At 74.0% G+C, this 23,429-nt stretch carries 13 protein-coding genes and 2 pseudogenes; 5 read left to right on the top strand and 10 right to left on the bottom strand.

Going from position 1 to position 23,429, the window contains the following annotated elements; genetic code table 11:
* Complete coding sequence (hrcA, locus tag A949_RS0121910; protein WP_026004907.1) at nt 1-1,017, bottom strand: heat-inducible transcriptional repressor HrcA; 1,017 nt, start codon at nt 1,015-1,017, stop codon at nt 1-3.
* Nucleotides 1,018-1,298: 281 nt separating this feature from the next.
* Between hrcA and A949_RS0121905 the strand changes: the two genes are divergently transcribed.
* The 3 genes from A949_RS0121905 to hemW all read left to right on the top strand — a co-directional run bounded on the left by A949_RS0121905 (nt 1,299) and on the right by hemW (nt 4,359).
* Nucleotides 1,299-2,063, top strand: a complete 765-nt coding sequence (locus A949_RS0121905; RefSeq protein ID WP_019358174.1) for an MBL fold metallo-hydrolase — start codon at nt 1,299-1,301, stop codon at nt 2,061-2,063.
* A gap of 13 nt (nt 2,064-2,076) precedes the next feature.
* Nucleotides 2,077-2,925, top strand: coding sequence for a DUF3097 domain-containing protein (locus A949_RS0121900; RefSeq protein ID WP_019358173.1), 849 nt, complete (start codon nt 2,077-2,079; stop codon nt 2,923-2,925).
* 186 nt (nt 2,926-3,111) lie between these two features.
* On the top strand, nt 3,112-4,359 hold the full coding sequence (gene hemW, locus A949_RS0121895) for a radical SAM family heme chaperone HemW (protein ID WP_019358172.1): 1,248 nt from the start codon (nt 3,112-3,114) through the stop codon (nt 4,357-4,359).
* 107 nt (nt 4,360-4,466) lie between these two features.
* Here hemW and A949_RS0121890 read toward each other — a convergent pair whose 3' ends face one another.
* The 3 genes from A949_RS0121890 to lepA all read right to left on the bottom strand — a co-directional run bounded on the left by A949_RS0121890 (nt 4,467) and on the right by lepA (nt 11,319).
* Nucleotides 4,467-6,473: a SpoIIE family protein phosphatase gene (locus tag A949_RS0121890; RefSeq protein WP_019358171.1), complete on the bottom strand. Its 2,007-nt coding sequence runs from the start codon at nt 6,471-6,473 to the stop codon at nt 4,467-4,469.
* Nucleotides 6,474-7,245: 772 nt separating this feature from the next.
* On the bottom strand, nt 7,246-9,138 hold the full coding sequence (locus A949_RS0121885) for an AMP-dependent synthetase/ligase (RefSeq protein ID WP_019358170.1): 1,893 nt from the start codon (nt 9,136-9,138) through the stop codon (nt 7,246-7,248).
* Between the two features lie 306 nt (nt 9,139-9,444).
* Nucleotides 9,445-11,319, bottom strand: a complete 1,875-nt coding sequence (gene lepA / locus A949_RS0121880) for a translation elongation factor 4 (RefSeq protein ID WP_019358169.1) — start codon at nt 11,317-11,319, stop codon at nt 9,445-9,447.
* Between the two features lie 256 nt (nt 11,320-11,575).
* Between lepA and rpsT the strand changes: the two genes are divergently transcribed.
* On the top strand, nt 11,576-11,842 hold the full coding sequence (rpsT, locus tag A949_RS0121875; protein WP_019358168.1) for a 30S ribosomal protein S20: 267 nt from the start codon (nt 11,576-11,578) through the stop codon (nt 11,840-11,842).
* A gap of 344 nt (nt 11,843-12,186) precedes the next feature.
* On the opposite strand, the pseudogene holA reads toward rpsT, so the two are convergent.
* Nucleotides 12,187-13,110: pseudogene (gene holA / locus A949_RS39235) on the bottom strand (DNA polymerase III subunit delta); the annotation flags it as partial.
* Nucleotides 13,111-13,451: 341 nt separating this feature from the next.
* Here holA and A949_RS39230 point away from each other — a divergent pair.
* Nucleotides 13,452-13,694 carry a hypothetical protein gene (locus tag A949_RS39230; RefSeq protein ID WP_070032622.1) on the top strand — a complete coding sequence of 81 codons (243 nt, stop codon included), beginning with the start codon at nt 13,452-13,454 and terminating at the stop codon, nt 13,692-13,694.
* Between the two features lie 79 nt (nt 13,695-13,773).
* Here A949_RS39230 and A949_RS39225 read toward each other — a convergent pair.
* The 5 genes and pseudogenes from A949_RS39225 to leuS all read right to left on the bottom strand — a co-directional run.
* Nucleotides 13,774-16,383 (bottom strand): annotated as a pseudogene (locus tag A949_RS39225) (ComEC/Rec2 family competence protein); the annotation flags it as partial.
* A 155-nt stretch (nt 16,384-16,538) separates the two neighbouring features.
* Nucleotides 16,539-17,207, bottom strand: a complete 669-nt coding sequence (locus A949_RS39220; RefSeq protein WP_237735876.1) for a ComEA family DNA-binding protein — start codon at nt 17,205-17,207, stop codon at nt 16,539-16,541.
* A gap of 1,195 nt (nt 17,208-18,402) precedes the next feature.
* Nucleotides 18,403-19,248, bottom strand: coding sequence for a DegV family protein (locus tag A949_RS0121860; RefSeq protein WP_019358165.1), 846 nt, complete (start codon nt 19,246-19,248; stop codon nt 18,403-18,405).
* Between the two features lie 35 nt (nt 19,249-19,283).
* Nucleotides 19,284-20,147, bottom strand: coding sequence for a hypothetical protein (locus tag A949_RS35905; RefSeq protein WP_063826274.1), 864 nt, complete (start codon nt 20,145-20,147; stop codon nt 19,284-19,286).
* Nucleotides 20,148-20,332: 185 nt separating this feature from the next.
* Complete coding sequence (leuS, locus tag A949_RS0121850) at nt 20,333-23,206, bottom strand: leucine--tRNA ligase (protein ID WP_019358164.1); 2,874 nt, start codon at nt 23,204-23,206, stop codon at nt 20,333-20,335.
* Nucleotides 23,207-23,429 lie beyond the last annotated feature (223 nt).

Below are 23,429 nucleotides of genomic sequence, written 5' to 3'. Positions count from 1 at the left end.
TTATGACTCCGCCAGGATCTGTCCGACGTACCGTGCCACTGCGCGTACAGCTCCCATCGTTCCGGGGTAGTCCATGCGGGTCGGTCCGACCACGCCGAGTTTGGCGACTGCTTCGTCGCCCGAACCGTAACCGACCGAGACGACCGATGTGGAACTCAGCCCCTCGTGCTGGTTCTCATGCCCGATTCGTACGGTCATACCCGGATCCTTGGCTTCTCCGAGCAACTTCAGCAGCACGACCTGCTCCTCCAGCGCCTCCAGAACGGGCCGGATGGTGAGCGGGAAGTCGTGCCCGAAGCGGGTGAGATTGGCGGTTCCGCCGATCATCAGCCGCTCCTCGGTCTCCTCGACCAGGGTCTCCAGCAGGGTCGCCAGCACGGTCTGGATCGTGCCCCTGTCGTCGGCGTCGAACGCCTCCGGCAGGTCCTGCACCAGGGAGGGGACCTCGGTGAACCGCTCGCCGACCACCCGGCTGTTGAGCCGGGCGCGCAGGTCGGCCAGCACCGCCTCGCCGATCGGGGCCGGGCAGTCGATCAGTCGCTGCTCGACCCGGCCGGTGTCGGTGATCAGCACCAGCATCAGCCGCGCGGGAGCCAGCCCGAGCAACTCCACGTGCCGCACCGTCGAGCGGGTCAGCGACGGGTACTGCACCACGGCCACCTGCCGGGTGAGCTGCGCCAGCAGCCGCACCGTGCGGCCGACGACGTCGTCGAGGTCGACGGCGCCCTCCAGGAAGTTCTGGATGGCCCGGCGCTCCGGCGAGGAGAGCGGCTTGACCCCGGCGAGCTTGTCGACGAAGAGGCGGTACCCCTTGTCGGTGGGGATGCGGCCCGCGCTGGTGTGCGGCTGGGCGATGAATCCGTCGTCCTCCAGCGCCGCCATGTCGTTGCGGACCGTGGCCGGGGACACCTTGAGGTTGTGCCGCTCGGTGAGGGCCTTGGAGCCCACCGGCTCCTCCGTGCCGACATAGTCCTGGACGATGGCGCGGAGCACTTCAAGTCGACGCTCGCTGAGCACGGCGCACACCTCCCGTCCGGCCGCTGGTCCGAGGTCCCGTTTCCGGCGGCTGTCCTCTGGCACTCTTCGTGCCGGAGTGCCAAGCCCCTGGGCCAGTGTACGGCCGGTCACCACAGCCGGGGCAAGGGCCGCCCGCCCGCAGGCCCGACGCTACCCCGCCCGCACTCCCGGACACGGCTTCCGCCGGCACCTTCGGGAGCCGCTCACGGCCCGGCTGCCCCGGAGCTGCTTCCGGAGCAGCCGGGAGCGCAGTGCCCGGGCGCTGCGGTTAGCGTCGTGCCATGCAGCCGTTCGCAGAAGACGCCAGTCAGGACCCGTCGGCCGCCGACAGCCGCTGGGAGCGGATCGCCCCCGGGGTGCTGCGGCGCAGGCTGCCGCAGTGGGACGCGACGGTCGGCGCCGTCGCCGGGGACAGCGGCACGTTGCTCGTCGACACCGGGTCCAGCCTGCGGGAGGGGGCCGGAATCCGGGCGGACGTGGCCGCGCTGCTGGGGAGCCGGGTGACGCGGATCGTCCTCACCCACCCGCACTTCGACCACGTCTTCGGCACCGCCGTCTTCTCCGGCGCCCAGGTGTACGCGGCCGTCGGCGTCCGCGAACTGCTGGCCCGCGGCACCGAGGCGCTGCGGGACGACGCTGTCGCGCACGGCCTGCTGGAGGACGAGGCGGGCGAGGCGGCCGACGTGCTGGTGCGCCCGCACCATCCGGTCAGCGGGCAGCTCACCCTCGACCTGGGCGGACGCGAGGTCGTGCTGGTGAACGTCGGCCCCGCGCACACCGAGCACGACCTGGCCGTCCTGGTGCCCGGCTCCCCCGACGTCGTCTTCTGCGGCGACCTGGTGGAGGAGTCCGGAGCACCGCAGGCCGGCGCGGACGCCCACCTCTCCCGCTGGCCGGCCGCGCTGGACCGGCTGCTGGCCCTGGGCGGCGAGGAGGCGGTGTACGTGCCGGGGCACGGGGCACTGGTCGACGCGGCGTTCGTGCGGAAGCAGCGGGACGAGCTGGCGCGCCGCTCCGCGCCGCAGAGCGGGCAGCGGGGCACGTAGCAGAATGAGCGGCATGCGCAGCCGTTACGACAACCCGGACCTGACCCCTCCGTGGAAGCGGCCCCGAGCCGTGCCGGAGGTGGCCGCCGAGCCGGACCTGGTGGTGGAGGAGGTCGGCACCGGCTTCTGCGGGGCGATCGTGCGGTGCGAGAAGACCGCCGAGGGCCCGACCGTCACGCTCGAGGACCGCTTCGGCAGACACCGGGTCTTCCCCATGGCGGTGGCGGGCTTCCTGCTGGAAGGGCGGACGGTGACGCTGGTACGGCCGGCGCCCGGCGGCGGGCGGGGCCCGGGCGCCCCGGCCGGGCGGCCGCGGACGGCCTCCGGCTCGCTGGCCGTACCGGGGGCGCGGGCCCGGGTGGCACGCGCCGGGCGGATCTACGTCGAGGGACGGCACGACGCCGAACTGGTCGAGAAGGTGTGGGGCGACGACCTGCGCATCGAGGGGGTGGTCGTGGAGTACCTGGAGGGCGTCGACGACCTGCCCGCCGTCGTGGAGGCGTTCTCGCCCGGCCCCGGGGCCCGCCTCGGAGTGCTGGTGGACCACCTGGTGCCCGGCTCGAAGGAGTCCAGGATCGCCGCGGAGGTCTGCGGGGACCACGTGCTGGTGGTGGGCCACCCGTACATCGACATCTGGGAGGCCGTGAAGCCCGCGTCGGCCGGCATCCGGGCCTGGCCGCGCGTGCCGCGCGGCCAGGACTGGAAGACCGGGGTGTGCCGCGCCCTCGGCTGGCCGGAGCACACCGGGGCCGCCTGGCAGCAGCTCCTGGGCCGGGTGCGCAGCTACCGGGACCTCGAGCCCGCGCTGCTGGGCCGCGTGGAGGAACTGATCGACTTCGTGACGGCCCCGGACGGCGCCTGACCGTCCCGGCGAGCCGTCCGGAGCCGCGAGGGGTGCGCGCCCGGACCCGCAGGGGGTGCGCGCCCGGACCGCGGGAGGGGCCGGTGCGGGCCCGCGCCGGGCCTGTGCGGCCGGGCCGCGGGCGCCCGCGCGGCCCCCGGAGGCGGCGGCTGCCGCATCCGCACGCGGACCGGGGACAATGGACGGATGCCCTCCGCACTGCCCGACGGCGAGCCCGTACCGCACGACGGTTCGCTCCCCCCGCACGCGCTGACCCGCGGCGCCGACAGCGCACGCCCCCTCGGCGTCTACGTCCACGTCCCGTACTGCGCCACCCGCTGCGGCTACTGCGACTTCAACACCTACACCGCCACCGAGCTGCGCGGCGCCGACGGCGGGGTGGCCGCCTCCCAGGAGAACTACGCGCACAGCCTCGCCGAGGAGATCCGGCTGGCCCGCCGGGTGCTGGGCGAGGATCCGCGCCGGGTCGAGACGGTGTTCGTCGGCGGCGGCACCCCCACCCTGCTGCCCGCCGCCGACCTGGCCCGCATGCTGGCGGCCGTCCGGGACGAGTTCGGACTGGCCGAGGACGCCGAGATCACCACCGAGGCGAACCCGGACTCGGTGGACCCGGGCTACCTGGCCGAGCTGCGGGAGGCGGGGTTCAACCGGATCTCCTTCGGCATGCAGAGCGCACGCGAGCACGTGCTGCGGGTGCTGGAGCGCACCCACACGCCCGGTCGGCCGGAGGAGTGCGTCGCGGAGGCCCGCAAGGCGGGCTTCGCGCACGTGAACCTGGATCTGATCTACGGGACGCCGGGCGAGACGGACGAGGACTGGCGCGCCTCCCTGGACGCCGCGCTGGCCGCGGGCCCGGACCACATCTCGGCGTACGCGCTCATCGTGGAGGAGGGCACCCGGCTCGCCCGGCGTGTGCGGCGCGGGGAGGTGCCGATGACCGACGACGACGTGCACGCCGACCGCTATCTGATCGCCGAGGAGCGGCTGACCGCCGCCGGCCTGGAGTGGTACGAGGTCTCCAACTGGGCGGTGGCGGGCGATCCGGCCGCCCGGTGCCGGCACAACGAGCTGTACTGGACGGGCGCCGACTGGTGGGGCGCCGGGCCGGGCGCCCACAGCCATGTCGGCGGGGTGCGCTGGTGGAACGTCAAGCACCCGGCCGGCTACGCGCGGGCGCTGGCCGAGGGCCGCTCACCCGGTGCGGGCCGGGAGCTGCTCGGCGACGAGGACCGGCGGGTCGAGCGGATCCTGCTGGAGCTGCGGCTCCGCCGGGGCTGCCCCCTCTCGCTGCTGGCCCCCGAGGGCGCCCGGGCGGCCGCCCGGGCCCGTGCCGACGGGCTGCTGGAGCCGGGCCCTTACGAAGCGGGCCGGGCCGTGCTGACGCTGCGCGGCCGTCTGCTGGCCGACGCGGTCGTCCGGGACCTGGTGGACTGAGCCGCCCGCGCGGGGATGCGCGGCACGGGCGCGGGGCACGGCGCGGGGAGCGGGGCATGGCGCGGGGAGCGGGGCATGGCCCCCGGCCGCGCAGCACCTCCGCCCGGTCAGCCGGTGTGCGCGGCGGTGTCGCCGGCGGCCTCCGGCAGCCGCAGCACCAGCATCGCCAGGTCATCGGCGGGCAGGTCCGGCGCGAAGGCGTACACCGCGCGGCGCAGCCGCTCGGCCGTCCCGCCCGCGTCCAGCCCCGCGGAGTCGGCGAAACACGCCGCCAGTCCGTCGCCGTCGTCGAACAGCCGACGGCCGCAGCGCCGTTCGGTCACCCCGTCGGTGACGCACAGCAGCGTGTCGCCGGGGTGCAGCGTGAAGGACTGGCACTCGTAGCCGACCTGCTGGGCGACGCCGAGAAGTAACTGCGGCAGCGCGGCGGTCCGCACCTGCCCCGCGGCGTCCCGGACGAGCGGCAGCGGATGCCCGGCGCAGCTGAGCGTGCAGTCCACCAAGCCGTCCCGGAAGGCGAGTTCCCCGTAGACGACGGACAGGAACCGGGCCTGCTCACCGACCTCCCGGTTGAGCCGGTCCAGGGTCTCGGGCACGGAGTGGCCCTCGCGGGCCAGCAGCCGCAGCACCGGGCGGGCCAGTCCGGTGACCACGGCGGCTTCGGGGCCGTTGCCGCAGACATCACCGAGTGCGAACCGCCAGCGGCCGTCCGGCAACCGCAGCAGGTCGTAGAAGTCGCCGCCCGCCCATGTGCCCTCACCGACCGGTTCGTAGACCAGCGCGGTGTCCAGGCCGGGGACGTACATCTCCTCACTGGGCAGCAGCCCGCGCTGGAGGATCCGGCTGATGTTCTCCTGGAGCGCGTAGCGGCGGGCGGAGAGCACCGCGAGCGCCACCCGGCGGGCGAAATCCTCCACCAGGCCCAGCACTTCGTCCGGTATCCGCAGCAGCCCGGCACGTCCGATCACCAGCGTGCCGACCGGGCGGCCGCCGACCACCAGATCGCACCGGGCCGAGGCGCCGCTGCCGCCGCCCGCAGCGGCGCCCTCCGGCCAGCACCAGGGAGACGCCTGCCCCGGCAGCACACGGTCCGCGGGGGCGGGCGGTTCCCCGGCGAGCCGGGCGCGCAGTTCCTCGATCCGGCCTTCCTGCGCATGCCAGACCCGGGCCAGCCGGGGCAGCCGGGAGCGCTCGTCGTCCCGCAGCCACACGGCGCACCAGTCGGCGAAGCGCGGCACCATCAACTGTCCGGCGAGCGAGGCGACCTTGTCCTCGTCCGTGTGCCCGGCCAGCAGGTCGGACGCCTCGGCGAGGAAGGAGAGCGCGCCGTTGCACATCCAGTCCCGGTGCGGGGGCCGCGGTGCCGGGCACTGCGCCGCACCGCCCGGCCCTTCCACCGGGCCCTCGGACGGGCACGGCTGCGGTCCCCGCGTGAGGCCGTCACCGGGACCCTCGCGCGGGGCGTCGCCGGAAAGCGGGGCGACGGCCGGGGTACCGCCCGGGGCGGGGGCGCGCGGCCTCTCCCGCACTGCGTCCGTCTCGCGCACGGCGTCCGCGGCTGTCTCCGCGGCTGACTCCGCGCCTGCGCCGTCGCCTGCGCCCGCGGCGGCGTCCGCGTCCGCGTCCGGGGAGTGGACTGCCGTGCCGAGCTGGAACCACACCGACTTGCGGTCCCGGCGGTAGCTGAAACCCCACTCCTTGGCGAGCGCGCCGACCAGCCGCAGGCCGTGCCCCTCCTCGCCGTGTGCGGCGACCCGGCGGGCCGGGTGGAGATCGGCGACCTCCGCATAGACGACCCCCGCCGCATACCGGCACTCCAGTCCGACCGATGTCCCCGCGTGCACCACCGCGTTGGTGACCAGTTCGCTGACCAGCAGCACCGCGTCGTCCGCCGGGGTACCGTGCACGCCCCAGCGGCTCAGTGCCACCCGGGCGAAGCGGCGGGCCGCGCCGGCGGCGAGCGCGTTGCCCGGCAGCTCCGTCCGCACGGCATGCGGCATCCCGCCCCCGCCCTGTGCCGCGAGCGGCGGCGGGACCGTGTCCGCCGTGTCCGCCCCGGCGCCGCTCTCCATCTCCGCCGTCTGCGCCATCCCCGCCTCGTCCACGCTGTTCATCGCACCCTCCCCGGGCCTTTCCCGGGCACACCCCCCGGCCGTTCCCTCACCACGCTCGGCGCGGTAGAGCAAGGGTGACAGAAGGAGCCCGCTCATATGCGCCGAGTCACGGAAAAGGTGGCCGAAGACTGCCGCTCGCGACCCGCATGCGATTGACATCGCCCGGAAGCCGGATATTCTGCTGCCTTTCCCGGCTCCGATCCGCGATCGGCGCGCGCTCCGCGACCGGCCGGAACCACGACAGCGGGCGATGCGGCGCGGCGCACATCGCCACCAGGTGTGCGGCCGCCGAGGAGGCGGGCCCCTGTCCGCCGACGCCATGACGGGGGGCTTCCTGGCACCGGAGGCGGTGTTCCGGGGGGCTCGTCTGCCGGTGGTGCGGACGGTCCCGGAGGCGCCACGGGCGTCGTCGGCGCGGGAGGGCGCGCCGGTGCTGCCGGACACGGTGCTGCCCAGGACGGACAGTTTCGAGACAGCTCAGCGCATCCGGCGGAGACGGCTCGGCACATCAGGCGGTGCGAGCGGACCGGTCATCTTCCGTGGCAACTTCCCGGCCGGACCCCGGACCCCGGCCCCGGGGCCCGGTGGCAGGCCGCTGCGTCGGCACCGTGCGCGCCGGCCCGCGAAGCAGCAGCCCCGGCCGCGCCCCTGAGCGCACTGCGCGGATCCTGGGGGTCACCGCTCCGACTGCCCCGGTCCCCGGAGGGCGCGGGCCGCTGCCGCCGCGCCCCCGGCGGGGCTGCGGGCCCGCGGTATGCGGCCCGGGCGGGGCTCAGCGTTCGCGGGTGCCCTCGTACATCTCCTCGATCAGCTCGCCGTACTCCCGCTCCACCACCGGGCGCTTCATCTTGAGGCTGGGCGTCAGCTCACCGTGCTCGATGTCCAGGTCGCGCGGCAGTACCCGGAACTTCTTGACCGTCTGCCAGCGCTGGAGCCCCGCGTTGAGCTGCTCGACATAGCCGTCCACCAGGGCGCGCACCTGCTCGGAGGCGACCACCTCGGCGTAGGGCTTGCCTTTGAGGTCCGCGTGGTCCGCCGCCCACGCCGTGATCGCCGGTTCGTCCAGCGTGATCAGGGCGGTGCAGTAGTTCCGGCCCGCACCGTGCACCAGGATGTTGGAGACGTACGGGCAGATCGCCTTGAACTGGCCCTCCACCTCGGCGGGCGCGATGTATTTGCCCCCGGAGGTCTTAATCAGGTCCTTCTTGCGGTCGGTGATCCGCAGATAGCCGTCGTCCGACAGCTCGCCGATGTCGCCGGTGTGGAACCAGCCGTCCTCCTCCAGCACTTCGGCGGTCTTGTCGGCCAGCCCGTGGTACCCCTGCATGATGCCGGGGCCGCGCAGCAGGATCTCGCCGTCGTCCGCGATCCGCACCTCGGTACCGGGCATCGGTTTGCCGACGGTGCCGGTGCGGAAGTTGTCGGTGCGGTTGCAGAAACTGGCGGCGGACGACTCGGTGAGCCCGTAGCCCTCCAGGACCGGGATGCCCGCGCCGGCGAAGAAGTAGCCGAGATCGGGGGCGAGCGCGGCCGAACCGGAGACGCAGCCGACCATCCGGCCGCCGAACGCGTCCCGCAGTTTGCTGTAGACGAGCCGGTCGGCCAGGGCGTGCTTGACCTTGAGCCCGGTCGGCGCGTCCGGCACACCGGTGCGGCGCTGGTTGTCCTGTGTCGTCCGCGCGTACTCGCGGGCCACCTCGGCAGCCCACTGGAAGATCCTGTACTTGGCACCGCCACCGGCCCGCGCCTTCTGCGCGACGCCGTTGTAGACCTTCTCGAAGATTCGCGGCACCGCGCACATCTTCGTCGGCTGGACGACCGGGAGATTGTCGATGATCTTGTCGACCCGGCCGTCCACCGCGATGACGTGTCCGGAGTCGATCTGCACGGAGATCAGCATCTTGCCGAAGACATGCGCCAGCGGCAGCCACAGGTACTGCACGTCGTCACTGTTCAGCAGGCCCGTCTGCGGCACCGCGCGGGCCATGTACGACCAGGCGTCCTGCGCCAGCCGGACACCCTTCGGTTTTCCGGTCGTACCGGAGGTGTAGATGAGGGTGGCCAACTGGTCCGAGCGCAGCCCCTGCACCGTCTCGGTGATGGCGTCGGGGTGCTTCTCCCGGTAGGCGGCGCCCCGCCGCTCCAGCTCCGCGAAGCTCAGCGCCCAGTCGCCCGCCGCGTCCTCGGCCCCGGGCTCCCCGTCGACGAGCACGACATGCGCCAGGTTCGGCAACTCGTCCCGGTGCGCGCGGACCTTGGCGAGCTGGTCGGCGTCCTCGGCGATCAGCACCTTGCTGTCGGAGTCGGCGAGGATGTAGGCCGTCTCGGAGTCGTTGGTGCTGGGGTAGACGGTGGTGGTGGCGGCGCCCGCACACAGGATGCCCAGGTCGGAGAGGATCCACTCGATCCGGGTGCCGGAGGCGATGCCGACCCGTTCCTCGGGGCGCACCCCCAGGTCCATGAGCCCCGCCGCGATCGAGAACACCCGCTCGGCCGCCTCGCGCCAGCTGTAGGAGCGCCACTCGTCCGGACCCTCGTCCTGGCCCGCGGGACGGATCACCGGATAGCGGTACGCCTCCGCGTCGGGTGTGGCCTCGACCCGCTCCAGGAAGAGCGTGGCCACGGAAGGCGGCCGGTTCTCGATCAGGGACTGTGTGTCGCTCACGACATCCTCCGGGACCCGCGTCCTGCTTCGTCGTCCTGCTTCGTCCTGCTGCGTGTCGGCTCGCGCTTATTGACTCACGAGTAACTACTGAGCAGTGATCAGAGTAAAGGCAGCAGCCCCCTTACGTAAGGGGTCTACCGCTACGTAAGGGGGCTGCTGCGGAGCGCACACGGACACCGCCGGCCGAGTCGCCGAGCGGACCCGCCGCGGCGGCGCGCCGGGCGCGGCGGGGGCCAGCGCCGGGGCGGGGGCGGCCCGGAGCGGCGGCCGGGATGCGGACCGGCCGCCGCCACGGCGCGCGCCGGGCTACTTCTTGGCCTTGGCCTTGGCGTCGCCGCCGGAGTCGTCGCTGGAGAGCGCCGCGATGAACGCCTCCTGCGGCACCTCCACCCGCCCGACGACCTTCATCCGCTTCTTGCCTTCCTTCTGCTTCTCCAGCAGTTTCCGCTTCCGCGAGATGTCACCGCCGTAGCACTTGGCCAGCACGTCCTTGCGGATCGCACGGATCGTCTCGCGGGCGATGATGCGGGCGCCGACAGCCGCCTGGATGGGCACCTCGAACTGCTGCCGCGGAATCAGCTCCCGCAGCTTGTTGGCCATCCGGGTGCCGTAGGCGTACGCCTTCTCCTTGTGCACGATCGCGGAGAACGCGTCCACCTTGTCGCCCTGGAGGAGGATGTCGACCTTGACCAGGTCGGACGTCTGCTCGCCCCTCGGCTCGTAGTCCAGCGAGGCGTAGCCGCGGGTCTTGGACTTCAGCGCGTCGAAGAAGTCGAAGACGATCTCCGCGAGCGGCAGCGTGTACCGCAGCTCCACCCGGTCCTCGGACAGGTAGTCCATGCCCTGCAGGGAACCGCGCCGCGACTGGCACAGTTCCATGATCGCGCCGATGAACTCGCTGGGTGCGATGAGCGTCGCGCGCACCACCGGCTCGTGCACCGTGGCGGTCTTCCCGGTGGGGAACTCGCTGGGGTTGGTCACCACGTGCTCGGTGCCGTCCTCCATCTCCACCCGGTAGATCACATTGGGCGCCGTGGCGATCAGGTCGAGGCCGAACTCCCGCTCCAGCCGCTCCCGGATCACCTCCAAGTGCAGCAGCCCCAGGAAGCCCACCCGGAAGCCGAAGCCCAGCGCCGCGGACGTCTCCGGCTCGTAGGTCAGCGCGGCGTCGTTGAGCAGCAGCTTGTCCAGGGCGTCACGCAGCTCGGGGTAGTCGGAGCCGTCCAGCGGATACAGCCCCGAGAACACCATCGGCTTGGGATCCTTGTAGCCGGGCAGCGGCTCCTCGGCGCCCTTGGCCAGCAGCGTGACGGTGTCGCCCACCTTGGACTGGCGGACGTCCTTCACACCGGTGATCAGATAGCCGACCTCGCCCACGCCCAGTCCGTCGGCGGGCGTCATCTCCGGCGAGTTCGCCCCGATCTCCAGCAGTTCGTGGGTGGCCCCGGTGGACATCATCCGGATCCGCTCGCGCCTGCCGAGCATCCCGTCGACGACCTTGATGTAGGTGACCACACCGCGGTACGCGTCGTAGACCGAGTCGAAGATCATCGCGCGGGCCGGCGCCTCCGCGTCCCCGGTCGGCGGGGTGACCTGGCGCACGACCTGGTCCAGCAGTTCCTCGACGCCCTCACCGGTCTTGGCCGAGACGCGCAGCACGTCACCCGGCTCGCAGCCGATGAGGTGCGCCAGCTCGGCGGCGAACTTCTCCGGCTGCGCCGCGGGCAGGTCGATCTTGTTCAGCACGGGGATGATCGTGAGGTCGTGCTCCATCGCCAGGTAGAGGTTGGCGAGGGTCTGCGCCTCGATCCCCTGCGCGGCGTCCACCAGGAGGATGCACCCCTCGCAGGCCGCGAGCGAACGGGAGACCTCGTAGGTGAAGTCCACGTGCCCGGGGGTGTCGATCATGTTCAGGACGTGCGGGGTGGACGCGTCGTCCGTGGGGGCCCAGGGCATCCGCACGGCCTGGGACTTGATCGTGATGCCCCGCTCGCGCTCGATGTCCATACGGTCGAGGTACTGCGCACGCATCTGCCTCTTGTCCACGACGCCGGTGAGCTGGAGCATCCGGTCGGCAAGCGTGGACTTGCCGTGGTCGATGTGCGCGATGATGCAGAAGTTACGGATCAGCGCCGGGTCGGTACGGCTCGGCTCCGGCGCGTTCGTTGGGGTCGCGGGCACGCAGTGTCCTGTCGGTTCTGGCCTGTCGGTTTCGGGCTGTCGGTTCTTGCGGCGAGGTCTCGAACACCTTCGGCGGCCCGGGTGCGGGCCCGTCGAGACGAATGTGTCGCACCCCATGGTCCCATGCGCACGCGGCACCGACCGGATTGGGAGGGGTACCGCCCCGGCTGGTAGCCTGACCGACTGTGCCTTGTGGCACTGAAGGGTGCCCGCTCGGCACCAGCGTTTGAAAACTCCGAACCGCAAAGGCTCATTCGTGGCGAACATCAAGTCCCAGATCAAGCGGATCAAGACCAACGAGAAGGCCCGGCAGCGCAACAAGGCCGTGAAGTCCGAGCTGAAGACCGCGATCCGCCGCACCCGCGAGGCCGTCTCCGCCGGTGACGCCGCCAAGGCGGCCGAGGCGCAGCAGGTCGCCGCCCGGAAGCTCGACAAGGCCGCCAGCAAGGGTGTCCTGCACAAGAACAACGCGGCCAACAAGAAGGCGGCGCTGGCCAAGTACGTGGCCACCCTCAAGGGCTGACCGCCCTCTCGGAGCATTCCGCAGCCCGTCGGTCCCCCGGACCGCTCGGACTGCCGCTCGGACGGCATGTGGCGGGCCCTCTCTCATCCGCCGTACGCCCGAGCAACCGCTTGAGACAGGGCGCCGCACGCGGCCTGCGTTCGCCACGCGGGTGCGGCGCACCGGACAGACGGCGAAGGCCCCGCTCCAGTCCCTCCCCAGGGCTCGGGCGGGGCCTTTGCCGTGCCCGCGGTCTTTCGCGGTGGGCCGACGGGGCATACCGGACGGCGGCGCCCTGCCGGACCCGGGCCGCCCGGACCGAAAGCGCGGGGCGAGGAAGAGGCAGACGGCGGCGGTGGGTACGGTCAGCGGGAGCGGGCGGCGCTCGCAATGGTGACGACGGCCTTCTCCAGCGCGTACTCCGGATCCATTCCGCCGCCCTTGACAGCCGCGTCCGCCGCGGCGACGGCGCGCAGCGCGGCGGCCACCCCGTCCGGCGTCCAGCCGCGGGTCTGCTGGCGCACCCGGTCGATCTTCCACGGAGGCATGCCCAGCTCCCGTGCGAGATCGCCCGGCCGGGCCCCGCGCGGCGCCCCGGCGAGCTTGCCGATGGCCCGCACTCCCTGTGCCAGCGCGCTGGTGATCAGCACCGGTGCCACTCCCGTGGAGACCGCCCAGCGCAACGTCTCCAGCGCCTCGGCGGCCTTGCCCTCGACCGCCCGGTCGGCGACGGTGAAGCTGGACGCCTCCGCCCGGCCGGTGTAGTAGCGGCCGACCACGGCCTCGTCGACGGTGCCCTCGACATCGGCGGTGAGCTGCCGGCAGGCCGAGGCCAGCTCGCGCAGATCGCTGCCGATGGCGTCCACCAGCGCCTGGCACGCCTCGGACGTCGCCGACCGCCCCAGGGCACGGAACTCGCCCCGGACGAAGGCGAGCCGGTCCGCCGGCTTGGTCATCTTCGGGCACTCGACCTCGCGCGCACCCGCTTTCCGCGCCGCGTCCAGCAGCCCCTTGCCCTTGGCACCGCCCTGGTGCACCAGCACCAGGGTGATCTCCTCGACCGGCGCCGTCAGATACGCCTTGACGTCCTTGACCGTCTCCGCCGCGAGGTCCTGCGCGGCGCGCACCACGACGACCTTCCGCTCGGCGAAGAGCGAGGGGCTGGTCAGCTCGGCCAGCGTGCCGGGCTGGAGCTCGCCGGACGCCAGGTCCCGCACATCCGTGTCGGCGTCCGCGGCGCGTGCGGCATCGATCACCACCCGCACGGCACGCTCGATGAGCAGCTCTTCCTGCCCCACCGCCACGGTCACGGGCGCGAGCGGATCGTCCGAGGTCTTCTTACGCGTACCAGCCATCGCGAACAGCATCCCACGCCGCACCGACACAACGGCCCGACGAGCTCCCGCCGCCCCCTCTCCGCCCTCCCGACGCACACCGCCGCCCGGGACACCGGCGGCCCGGGGACCGGGGGCCCGGGGACCGGGGGCCCGGCGGCCCGGCGGCCCGGCGGCCCGGGAGCCGATGCTGCCGGCTCGCCGGAATGCGGCTCCGGGCGGGGGCCGGGACCTCCGCCCCCGGATCCCGGCCCGGTGCCGGGTCCGGCCCTCGGGGCGGTTGAGACAATGCCCCGGTGAACGACGTACGGCATGTGCTGGTGCTGCCCGACCGGGAGGCGGCCGAGGAGGTCGCCGCGACACTGGAGGAGCGCCTCGGACTCGCCGAGGAGCCCGAGCTCGTCCGCGACGCCCTCGCCGGAGAGGACGACGCCGAGGACGCCCAGTGGCTGGTGGTGCTCGAAGATCCACCCGCCTGCGATCCCGCCCTGCTGGAAGAGGTCGCGGCAGCGCACGAGGGCTGGCTGGAGCGCGACTGACCCGCCCGCCGGAGGCCGCAGCAGATCCCGCGGCGACATCGGTGGCGCCGGGGGTGCCCCGCCGGGTCACCACGGCGGGCGTGCCGTCCGGACGCCGGGTCAGGGCCAGCGCCCCGTGCCGGTCCGTCCGGGCCACGAGGGCGCCTGCCGCGGACAGGGCTTGCAGTGTCTCGGGCGCAGGGTGCCCGTACGGGTTCTCCCGGCCGGCCGAGACCAGCGCCACCCGGGGCCGGAGCCGCCGCAGCAGTGCCGGCGCCTGGAAGCGCGACCCATGGTGCGCGACTTTGAGCACGTCCACCCGCGGCAGACCGGGCCGTGCGGCGAGCAGCGCCTGCTGCGCCTCGGGTTCGAGGTCGCCGGGGAGGAAGAGGCGCAGGCCCGCCGTGCGGACGAGCAGGGTGACGCTGGCGTCGTTGGCTCCGTCGCCCCCGGCTCCCTCGCCACCGGCACCACCCGGACTCGGGGCGGCGCCCCCCTCCACGGGGTCGGACGGGGGCCACACCACCTCCCATCGCAGGTCTCCGGCACGCTGCCGCTCCCCCGCGTGCGAGACGCGTACCGGCACTCCCGCTCCCCGGGCCGTGCCGCGCACGAACGCCGCCTGGCCGGGCGGCTCCGCCAGCGCCGTCGTGCGGATCTCCCCGACGCTCCGCCCGCGCAGCACGCCGGGGAGCCCGGCCACATGGTCGGCGTGGAAGTGCGTCAGGACGACCAGTGGAACGCTGCGCACTCCGAGATCACGCAAGCACCGGTCGACGGCGTCGGGTTCGGGTCCCGCGTCGACCACGACCGCCCCGGCTGCGCCGCCGCGCTCCCCGTCCAGCGCGAGCACCAGCGCGTCCCCCTGCCCGACGTCGCAGGCCACCATCCGCCAGCCCGCCGGGGGCCATCCGGTGAGCGGCCGGACCAGCGGAAGCGGGCGCAGCACGGCCACCAGTACGCCCAGCGCGCAGACGGCCCCCAGCCAGGGGCGGCACGCGGCGGACTTGTGCAGCACCGTCAGGGCCACGGCCAGCAGGGCCGCCAGCCCCAGTGCGCCCGTCCAGCCGCCCGGCCAGTCGATCTCCGCACCCGGCAGGCCGGCGCCCGTGCGCGCGACACCGGCGATGGCACTCACCGGCAGGCCCGCCAGCCAGGCGAGCCCCTGCGCCGCGGGCATCGCGACCGGGGCTGCGGCGAGTGCGGCGAATCCCAGCACGGTGGCCGGTGCGACCAGGAACTCCGCCAGCAGGTTGCAGGGCACCGCGAGCAGGCTCACATGCGCCGCCAGCACCACCACCACGGGCGCACAGGCGGCCTGCGCCGCGGCCGCGGCGGCCAGTGCCTCCGCTGCCCTGCCGGGCCAGCCGCGCCGCCGCAGCGCTTCCGACCAGCGGGGGGCCACCGTCAGCAGGGATGCCGTGGCCAGCACGGAGAGCAGGAACCCGAAGTCCCGGGCCAGCCACGGGTCGTAGCACACCAGCAGCAGCACGGCCGCTGCGAGCGCGGGGAGCAGGGAGCGGCGCCGCCCGGTGCCGATGGCCCACAGCGTGATCAGTCCGCAGGCCGCCGCCCGCAGCACGCTCGGATCCGGTCTGCACACCACGACGAAGCCCAGCGTCAGCAGCGCCGCCGTCACCGCGGTGGTCCGCAGCGGAAGGCCGAGCCGTGGTGCGAGACCCCGCCGCTCCGCCCGGTGGGCGAGGCCGGGCGGACCGATGAGAAGCGCCAGCATGATCGAGAGGTTGCTTCCGCTCACCGCGAGCAGGTGCGTCATGTCGACCGCCCGGAAGGCGTCCGCCAGCTCCGGGCTCAGCCGGGAGGTGTCGCCGACCACCAGCCCGGGCAGCAGTCCCCGCGCGTCCGCCTCCAGTCCCTCGCTCGCCTCCCGGAGTCCGGCGCGCAGCGCGCCCGCTGCCCGTTGGACAGCGGTGGGCCCCGCCACGATCCGCGGCGGACCGGATCGCACCCGCAGTACCGCCGCGATGTCCCGGCCACCCCGCCCGCCGGGCGCGGGAGGCATCAGGTCGGCCTCCACCCGCAGCCGGGTGGAGGGCAGCAGCCGCAACCAGGCGCTCCGCGCCGCGCTGTCCGCGTCCCGGCCACCGCCGGTTTCCCGGGCGCCGTCGGCCCCGGTCCGCTTCCGGCCGGCCGGGCCGCCGTCCCGCTCGGGGCGGACCAGCAGCAGCACCGGCGTCCGCAGCCGGGTCCGGCTGCCGGACGCACCGACCAGCGCGACCGCGTCGGCGCGGACCACCACGCTCCCGGCGAGCTGCCGCGCACCGAGCGTCCTGGGCCGGGTGGGATGCGGGTCCTCGGTGACGGTGACCTCGACCGTCACCCGCGCATGGTCGGCGGCGAGTCCGGGTAACGGGCCCCGGTGCAGATCGGCGGCGTGCAGGGCCGCCGTTCCACCCGCTGCCGCGGCGCACAGCAGGGCCACGGCAGCACTCACCGACAGCGTCGGGCCCGCCGGGCCCTTCCGCCCGGAGCCGCGTCCGGCGGCGCCCCGCACCGTGGGCGAACCGCGCCCACCGGGTCCGGCGCGCCCCGGCCCGGTGGGCGGCGGGGTCGCCGGGCCCCGGCGCCGGAGGGCACCGGCCGACAGGGCCAGCCCGGCGGCGGCGCAGAGGACGGCGCCGAGCGCCGCATGCTCCGCCGAGGCGCCCAGGGCCAGGGCAGCGGCCGCCCACGCGGCTCCGGCGGGCAGCACCAGCCGCAGATCCGGTGGCTCCTCTCCGCCCCGCGCGGGACGACTGGCAGCCGCAGGATCCGGCGCGGGCGTCCCGGTGGCGCTCCGGGGGCCGGCCCGCGGGGCGGCGCGGGGCGGACCGCCGCCGGCTCCGGCGCGCGTTCGGCCAGGGCTCACGGCGTGACCTGCGGCCGGATGTCCGCGAACCGCTTCTCCCCGATGCCGTTGACCTCCTTGAGCTGATCGACCGAGCGGAACCCGCCGTGCTGCGTGCGGTAGTCCACGATGTGCTGCGCCAGGACCGGCCCGACGCCCGGCAGTGTCTCCAGCTGCTCCCGGTTGGCCGAGTTGAGGCTGACCATGGCGCCCGAGGGACCGACGGCGCTTCCGGCCTCCGGGGCACCACCGCCCGGGACTGCGCCCCCGGCGGCTCGGGACCGGCCCGGCTCGCCCACGACGATCTGCTCACCGTCGACCAGCCGCCGGGCCTGGTTCAGCCCCTCGGTATCCGCTCCCTTGCGGAGCCCCCCGGCGGCCTCGAGCGCGTCGGCCACGCGCGAACCGGCGGGCAGTTGCTGGAGCCCGGGCTCGCGCACCTTCCCGGACACGTCCACCACCAGCCGCCCGCTGGGTGCCGCACCGCCGGCGACGGGGGCGGTCGAGGGCGCACCGCTCTCTCCGGGAGGTGCCGAGGCTTCGCCGGGCGCGCCGGAGGGGTCGGTCGGGCCGGACACGGCGGGGACGGGGACGCCCTGCGGCCGGCCCGTCCAGAAGTGGTGTACGGCGAAGCCGAGTCCGACCAGCAGCACCAGACAGAGCGCGACCAGCGTCTTCGGCTCCATACCGCAGCGCACCCGCAGCCAGACCGGCATCCGGTCCGCCAGCGCGAGTCCCCAGCGTTCCCGCGCGGGCAGGGCCGGAGCGGGCTCCGGGTCCGGAGACGGGACCGATTCCCGGGCGGGAGACGGGGCCGGGGTCGGATTCGGAGACGGGACCGGGTCCCGGGTCGGAGACGGCGGATCCGCTTCCGGCCGGTCCCACCGCTCCGTGCGGGGAGCCTCGTGGCGTTCGATGCCCTCGCCCGGTCCGAGCCCGTGCTGCGGCCCGGGTTGGGACCCGGGCTCCGACGGGCTCCGCGGACCGGCCGGGCCCTCCGGCGCTTCGCGTCGCTGCCTGCGCTCCTTGCTGCGCCGCACGGCCGACCACGCCGCCGCGACAGCCTCGGCCCGCGGCATGACCGCGGTATCCGGTTCGGTGCCGCGCCGTCGGCTTGCGTGCTCGGCACTGCGCGGGTCGCCCGGGTCCGGTGCGACGGCGGGTCCGCGTGGCTCCGGGAGAGCGGCGCCGTTGCGGTCAGTGGGGTGCCGCCCGCTGGGCGGCCGGTCTCCGGGGCCGGGACCGGGCACGGGAGCGGTGGGGTGCTGCTCGGGGGTCAGCAGCGACCGGGCGCGGGCCGCCGCATCGGGCCCCGCGGCGGGTGGGCGCACCCCGCGCCGCGGCAGCCGGTGCGTGCCCCGCCGGGTCGGACGCGTGCCGGGAGCGGCCCTGGGGCCCCTGGGCGGCCGGCGCCGCGACGGACGCCGGGGGCGACCACCGGTGTCCGGGCGCTCGACAGCGGCACCCGCCGCGTACGGCTCCGGCGGCGCTTCCCCTCCACTGTCCTGTTCTCCGCGCGGTCCGGCCTCCCGGCGGGCGTCCGGGGGCGCACCGTCCTGCTCTCCGGGGCCTCCGCCGTCGCCTGCACCGTCCGAGCGTTCATCGCCCGGCTCCGCGCGGCGGCTCCCGGCGCTTCCGCCCTCCGCCGGCATGTCGGGGGGCGGCGTTCCCCACGGTGTCTCCCGCGGTTCCCGCAGTTCCAGCGGTTCCCGCGGTTCCCACGGCTCCCAGGGCTCCCGCAGCCCTGCTCGACGGGGCCGGGTGGGGGCTGCTCCCGCTGCTCGTTCGCTCATGCCCGCCGACAGTAGGCAGGCTCGACCGTCTGCGGTGATCTTGCTCAGTTCCGGTGGAAAACCCGCGAGTTGTGGATATCTCCCTCACTCACCTGAGGGAAAGCACGGCTCCCAGCAGCCCCGGCCCCGTGTGCGCGCCGATGACCGCGCCGACCTCGCTCACATGCAGCTCGCGCAGGCCGGGCACCCGGGACCGGAAGCGCTCCGCGAGCTGTTCGGCCCGGTCGGCGGCGGCGAGATGGTGCACGGCGATGTCCACCCGCGCGTCCCCGGCGCGCTCCACGACGATCTCCTCCAGCCGGGCGATGGCCTTGGAGGCGGTCCGCACCTTCTCCAGCATCCCGATCCGGCCGTCCGCGACCTCCAGCAGCGGCTTGACGGCGAGCGCGGAGCCCAGCAGCGCCTGGGCGGCGCCGATCCGGCCGCCTCTGCGCAGGTAGTCCAGGGTGTCGACGTAGAAGACCGCGGAGATGCCCTCGGCACGCTTCTCGGCGGCCGCCACCGCCTCGTCCAGCGAGGCACCGGCCTCGGCCGCCTCCGCTGCGGCCAGCGCGCAGAACCCCAGCGCCATGGCCACGACCCCGGTGTCGACCACCCGCACCGGAACCGGCGACTGCGCGGCTGCCAGCACCGCGGCGTCATAGGTCCCCGAGAACTCGGCGGACAGGTGCAGCGAGACGACTCCCGCCGCGCCCGCCTCGGCGGCGGCCCGGTAGGTGCGGGCGAACATCTCGGGACTGGGCCGCGAGGTGGTGACCGGGCGCCGCTCGCGCAGCGCGGTGGCCAGTGACCGCGCGGAGATCTCCGTCCCCTCCTCCAGGGCCCGGTCGCCGAGGACGACGGTCAGCGGCACGGCTTCGATCCCGTGCCTGCTCAGCGCCTCCGGCGGCAGGTAGGCGGTGGAATCCGTGACGATCGCGAGGGGGCCGTGCATGGAACGGAGGGTATCGGGCGGGCGAACGGAGCGCCTCAGGAGGCGTTCCGCGGCCGCCGCTTCTCGAAGACCCCGGCGGTGTCCCCGCGGTCGGCGACCCGGCCGATCGGATCGGAGCCGGTCAGGTCCGAGCCGGTCAGGTCGGCGGCGGACAGACCCGAGCCCTGCCCGGACGGCTCCAGTGCCGGCTGGGCCGACTGCCCGGCCTTCTCCTGCGCCTTCTGCTTCTCCTGCTCCTCCGAGTGGGCCTCCGGCGCGGACGGTTCGGCGCCGCGACCGGCCGCGGCCTCCCCGGCGGGCGAGGCATCGGCGGGCGAGGTGTCGGCGGCGGCCTCGGGCCGGGGGCGGCCGGGGCCCGGCGTCCAGTGGCGCAGCGCACCGGACTCGATGTCGATCCGGTCCCGCAGCGCGCCCAGCCCCTCGGCGTCGAACCGGCGCGCCCGGTCCTGGGCGGCGTGGCGCAGCGAGTCCGCCGACTCCTTGATGTGCCGCATGCGTTCGCGCGCCTCCGGAAGCCGGGCGGCGATACGGGAGTGGTCCGGCTCGCGCTCCATCAGCACGCGCAGTTCCCGGTCCAGGTGGCGCGCGTGCTCGTGCAGGCCGTCCAGGAGTTGTACGGCTTCGCCGAGGCCCGGGTCCTGCTGCGCCTCGGCCTCCAGCGCCGCCCGCGTGCTGTCGATCGAGGAGCGCAATTCCAGGCGGATGCGGGCTGCTTGGCCGACCGGACCGGGCTGGGCCGAGCGGGCCTTGAGCAGGGTCTCCTCCGTCGTGCGCCGCACCTGCGCCCCGGTGCGCTCCACCCCGCGCTTGACGGCTCGCACGACACGCAGCGTGATGATCGTGCCGAAGATGAAAACGGCGAGCACGAACATCAGGCCGATGACGACTCCCACGTCCACAGATCGCTCCTTAGTCGTCCGTCGTCCGTCGACCCTTCTCCGTTCAGCGTAAACGGGCGGGGGCGGATCCGGGTTCCGCGGAACCCGGATCCGCCCCCATGACGTCCCGTAGGGGTCGCTCACCCTCCCGTGACCGGTCGGCCGCACCGCGGCCGGGCCGTGCGGCCGGCCGGTCCGGCCGGCGGCTACGCGGGAACGATGTTGACCAGCTTGGGCGCCCGGACGATCACCTTGCGGACCTCGGCACCGCCCAGTGCCTTCACGATCACCGGCTCGGCCAGCGCCAGCGCCTCCAGCTCGGACTCGGAGACGGACGGCGCCACCTCCAGCCGGGCCTTGACCTTGCCCTTGACCTGCACCACGCAGGTCACGGTCTCGTCCACCAGGTACGCCGGGTCGGGCACCGGGAAGTCCTCCTGGACGACGGACCCCTCGTGGCCCAGCCGGCGCCACATCTCCTCGGCGATGTGCGGAGCCAGCGGGGCGACCAGCAGCACCATGGTCTCGGCGACGCCGCGCGGGACCTCGGGCAGCTTCGTGACATGGTTGTTCAGCTCGGTGAGCTTGGCGATCGCGGTGTTGAAGCGCAGTGCAGCCATGTCCTGGCCGATGCCGTCGATCGCCTTGTGCAGGGCACGCAGGGTCGCCTCGTCCGGTGCGGAGTCGACCACGGTCGGCTCGCCCGTCGTCTCGTCCACGGCGTTCCGCCACAGCCGCTGCAGCAGCCGGAACTGGCCGACGACCGCGCGGGTGTCCCAGGGCCGGGAGACGTCCAGCGGGCCCATCGCCATCTCGTACAGCCGCAGGGTGTCGGCGCCGTACTCGCCGCAGATCTCGTCCGGGGTGACGGCGTTCTTCAGGGACTTGCCCATCTTGCCCAGCAGCCGGCTGACCTTCTCGCCCTGGTAGTAGTACGCGCCGTCGCGCTCCTCCACCTCCGCGGCGGGTACGGCGATGCCGCGCGCGTCCCGGTAGACGAACGCCTGGATCATGCCCTGGTTGTACAGCTTGTGGAACGGCTCGACGGAGGAGATGTGCCCCAGGTCGTGCAGCACCTTCGACCAGAAGCGGGCGTAGAGCAGGTGCAGCACGGCGTGCTCGGCACCGCCCACGTACAGGTCGACGCCGCCCTTGGGCTGCCCCTCCCGCGGGCCCATCCAGTAGTTCTCGATCCGCGGGTCGACCAGCTTCTCGTCGTTCTGCGGGTCCAGGTAGCGCAGCTCGTACCAGCAGGAACCGGCCCAGTTGGGCATGGTGTTGGTCTCCCGCCGGAAGCGGCGCGGCCCCTTCCCGTCGCCCAGGTCCAGGGTGACGCGGGTCCACTCCTCGTTCCGGGACAGCGGGGTCTCCGGAGAGGTGTCCGCGTCGTCCGGGTCGAAGGTGCGCGGGGAGTAGTCCTCGACCTCCGGCAGCTCCAGCGGCAGCATCGACTCGGGCAGCCCGTGGGCGATGCCGTCCTCGTCGTAGACGATCGGGAAGGGCTCGCCCCAGTACCGCTGCCTGCTGAACAGCCAGTCGCGCAGGCGGTAGTTGACCGTGCCCTCGCCCAGGCCGTGCTGCTCCAGCCAGCGGCGCATCCGCTCCTTGGCCTCGCCGACACCCAGCCCGTCCAGGCTGATGCCCTCGGCACGGGAGTTGACGAGCGCGGCCTCGTAGGAGCTGAACGCCTCCTGCCAGTCGGCCGGGTCCGTTCCGCGGCCGTCGGTGGGCTCGACGACGCAGCGCATCGGCAGTTCGAAGGCGCGGGCGAACTCGAAGTCACGCTGGTCGTGTGCGGGGACGGCCATGATGGCGCCGGTGCCGTACCCCATCAGCACGTAGTCGGCGATGAAGACCGGAACGGGCTCCCGGGTGACCGGGTGGGTGGCATAGGCGCCGGTGAAGACACCGGTCTTGTCCTTGGCCTCCGCCTGGCGCTCGACGTCGGACTTGGCCTCCGCCTGCGCCCGGTAGGCGGCCACGGCCTCGGCAGGAGTCGCGTGTCCGCCCGTCCACACCTGGTGGATGCCCTCGGGCCAGGCTTCGGGGACGACGGTACCGATCAGCGGATGCTCGGGGGCCAGCACCAGGTAGGTGGCGCCGAACAGGGTGTCCTGGCGGGTGGTGAAGACGTCGACGGCCGCGTCCCCGAGGGGGAAGCCGATCCGGGCGCCCTCGCTGCGGCCGATCCAGTTGCGCTGCTGCAGCTTGATCGCCTCGGGCCAGTCCAGGTCCTCCAGGTCCTCCAGCAGCCGGTCGGCGTAGGCGGTGATCCGCATGTTCCACTGCCGCAGCTCGGCCTTGAAGACGGGGAAGTTGCCGCGCTCGGAGCGGCCGTCGGCGGTGACCTCCTCGTTGGCCAGCACGGTGCCCAGGCCGGGGCTCCAGTTGACGGGTGCGTCGGAGGCGTAGGCCAGCCGGTACTCCCCCAGCAGGTCGGCCCGCTCCCGCTCGCCCAGCTCCTGCCACGCCCCCCAGCCCTCGGGGGTCTCCCGGGTGCCGGCGGCGAACTGCTCGACCAGCTCCTCGATGGGCCGGGCCGTGCGCGCCTCGGCGTCGTACCAGGAGTTGAAGATCTGCAGGAAGATCCACTGGGTCCAGCGGTAGTACGAGGGGTCGATCGTGGCGAACGACCGGCGCTTGTCGTGCCCCAGGCCCAGGCGGCGCAGCTGCGCCGTCATCTGGACGATGTTGGCCTCGGTCGAGGTGCGCGGATGGGTGCCCGTCTGGACGGCGTACTGCTCGGCGGGCAGCCCGAAGGCGTCGAAGCCCAGCGTGTGCAGCACGTTGTGGCCGGTCATCCGCGCATAGCGGGCGTAGACGTCCGTCGCGATGTAGCCGAGGGGGTGGCCGACGTGCAGTCCCGCACCCGAGGGGTACGGGAACATGTCCATGATGAACTTTTTGGGCTTGGCGGCCTGCTCGGCGTCACCGCCCAGCGGTCCGTCGCCGGGGTTGGGCGCCTCGTAGGTGCCGTGCTTCTCCCAGAAATCCTGCCAGCGTGCCTCGATGTCGGCGGCCAGGGCCGCCGTGTAGCGATGGGGGGCCGCGCTCTCGGCGGCGGTGGTCGTCTCGCTCATCGTCCTCAAAGCTCCATCGGTCGTCTCTGCCCAGCGCTCCTGAAACGAAAAAACCCCTCGCACAGGAGGGGGAGCCGCGCCGATGCCGGTCCGCGGAGGGGGACCGGCGGTGATTCAGCGCGGCTCGCTAAGCAGAAGGCGTACGGCACGCATAGCGCTCAGGGTACCGCACGCGGCAGGACCCGGCCGGAGACCGTCGGCGGCCCGGCCGCGAACCCGGAAC

Source organism: Streptomyces sp. AA1529 (genome assembly GCF_000280905.1).
Classification (GTDB): Bacteria; Actinomycetota; Actinomycetes; order Streptomycetales; family Streptomycetaceae; genus Streptomyces.
The sequence above is the reverse complement of the archived record's forward strand: the minus strand, read 5'-3'. Positions and strand labels throughout refer to the sequence as shown.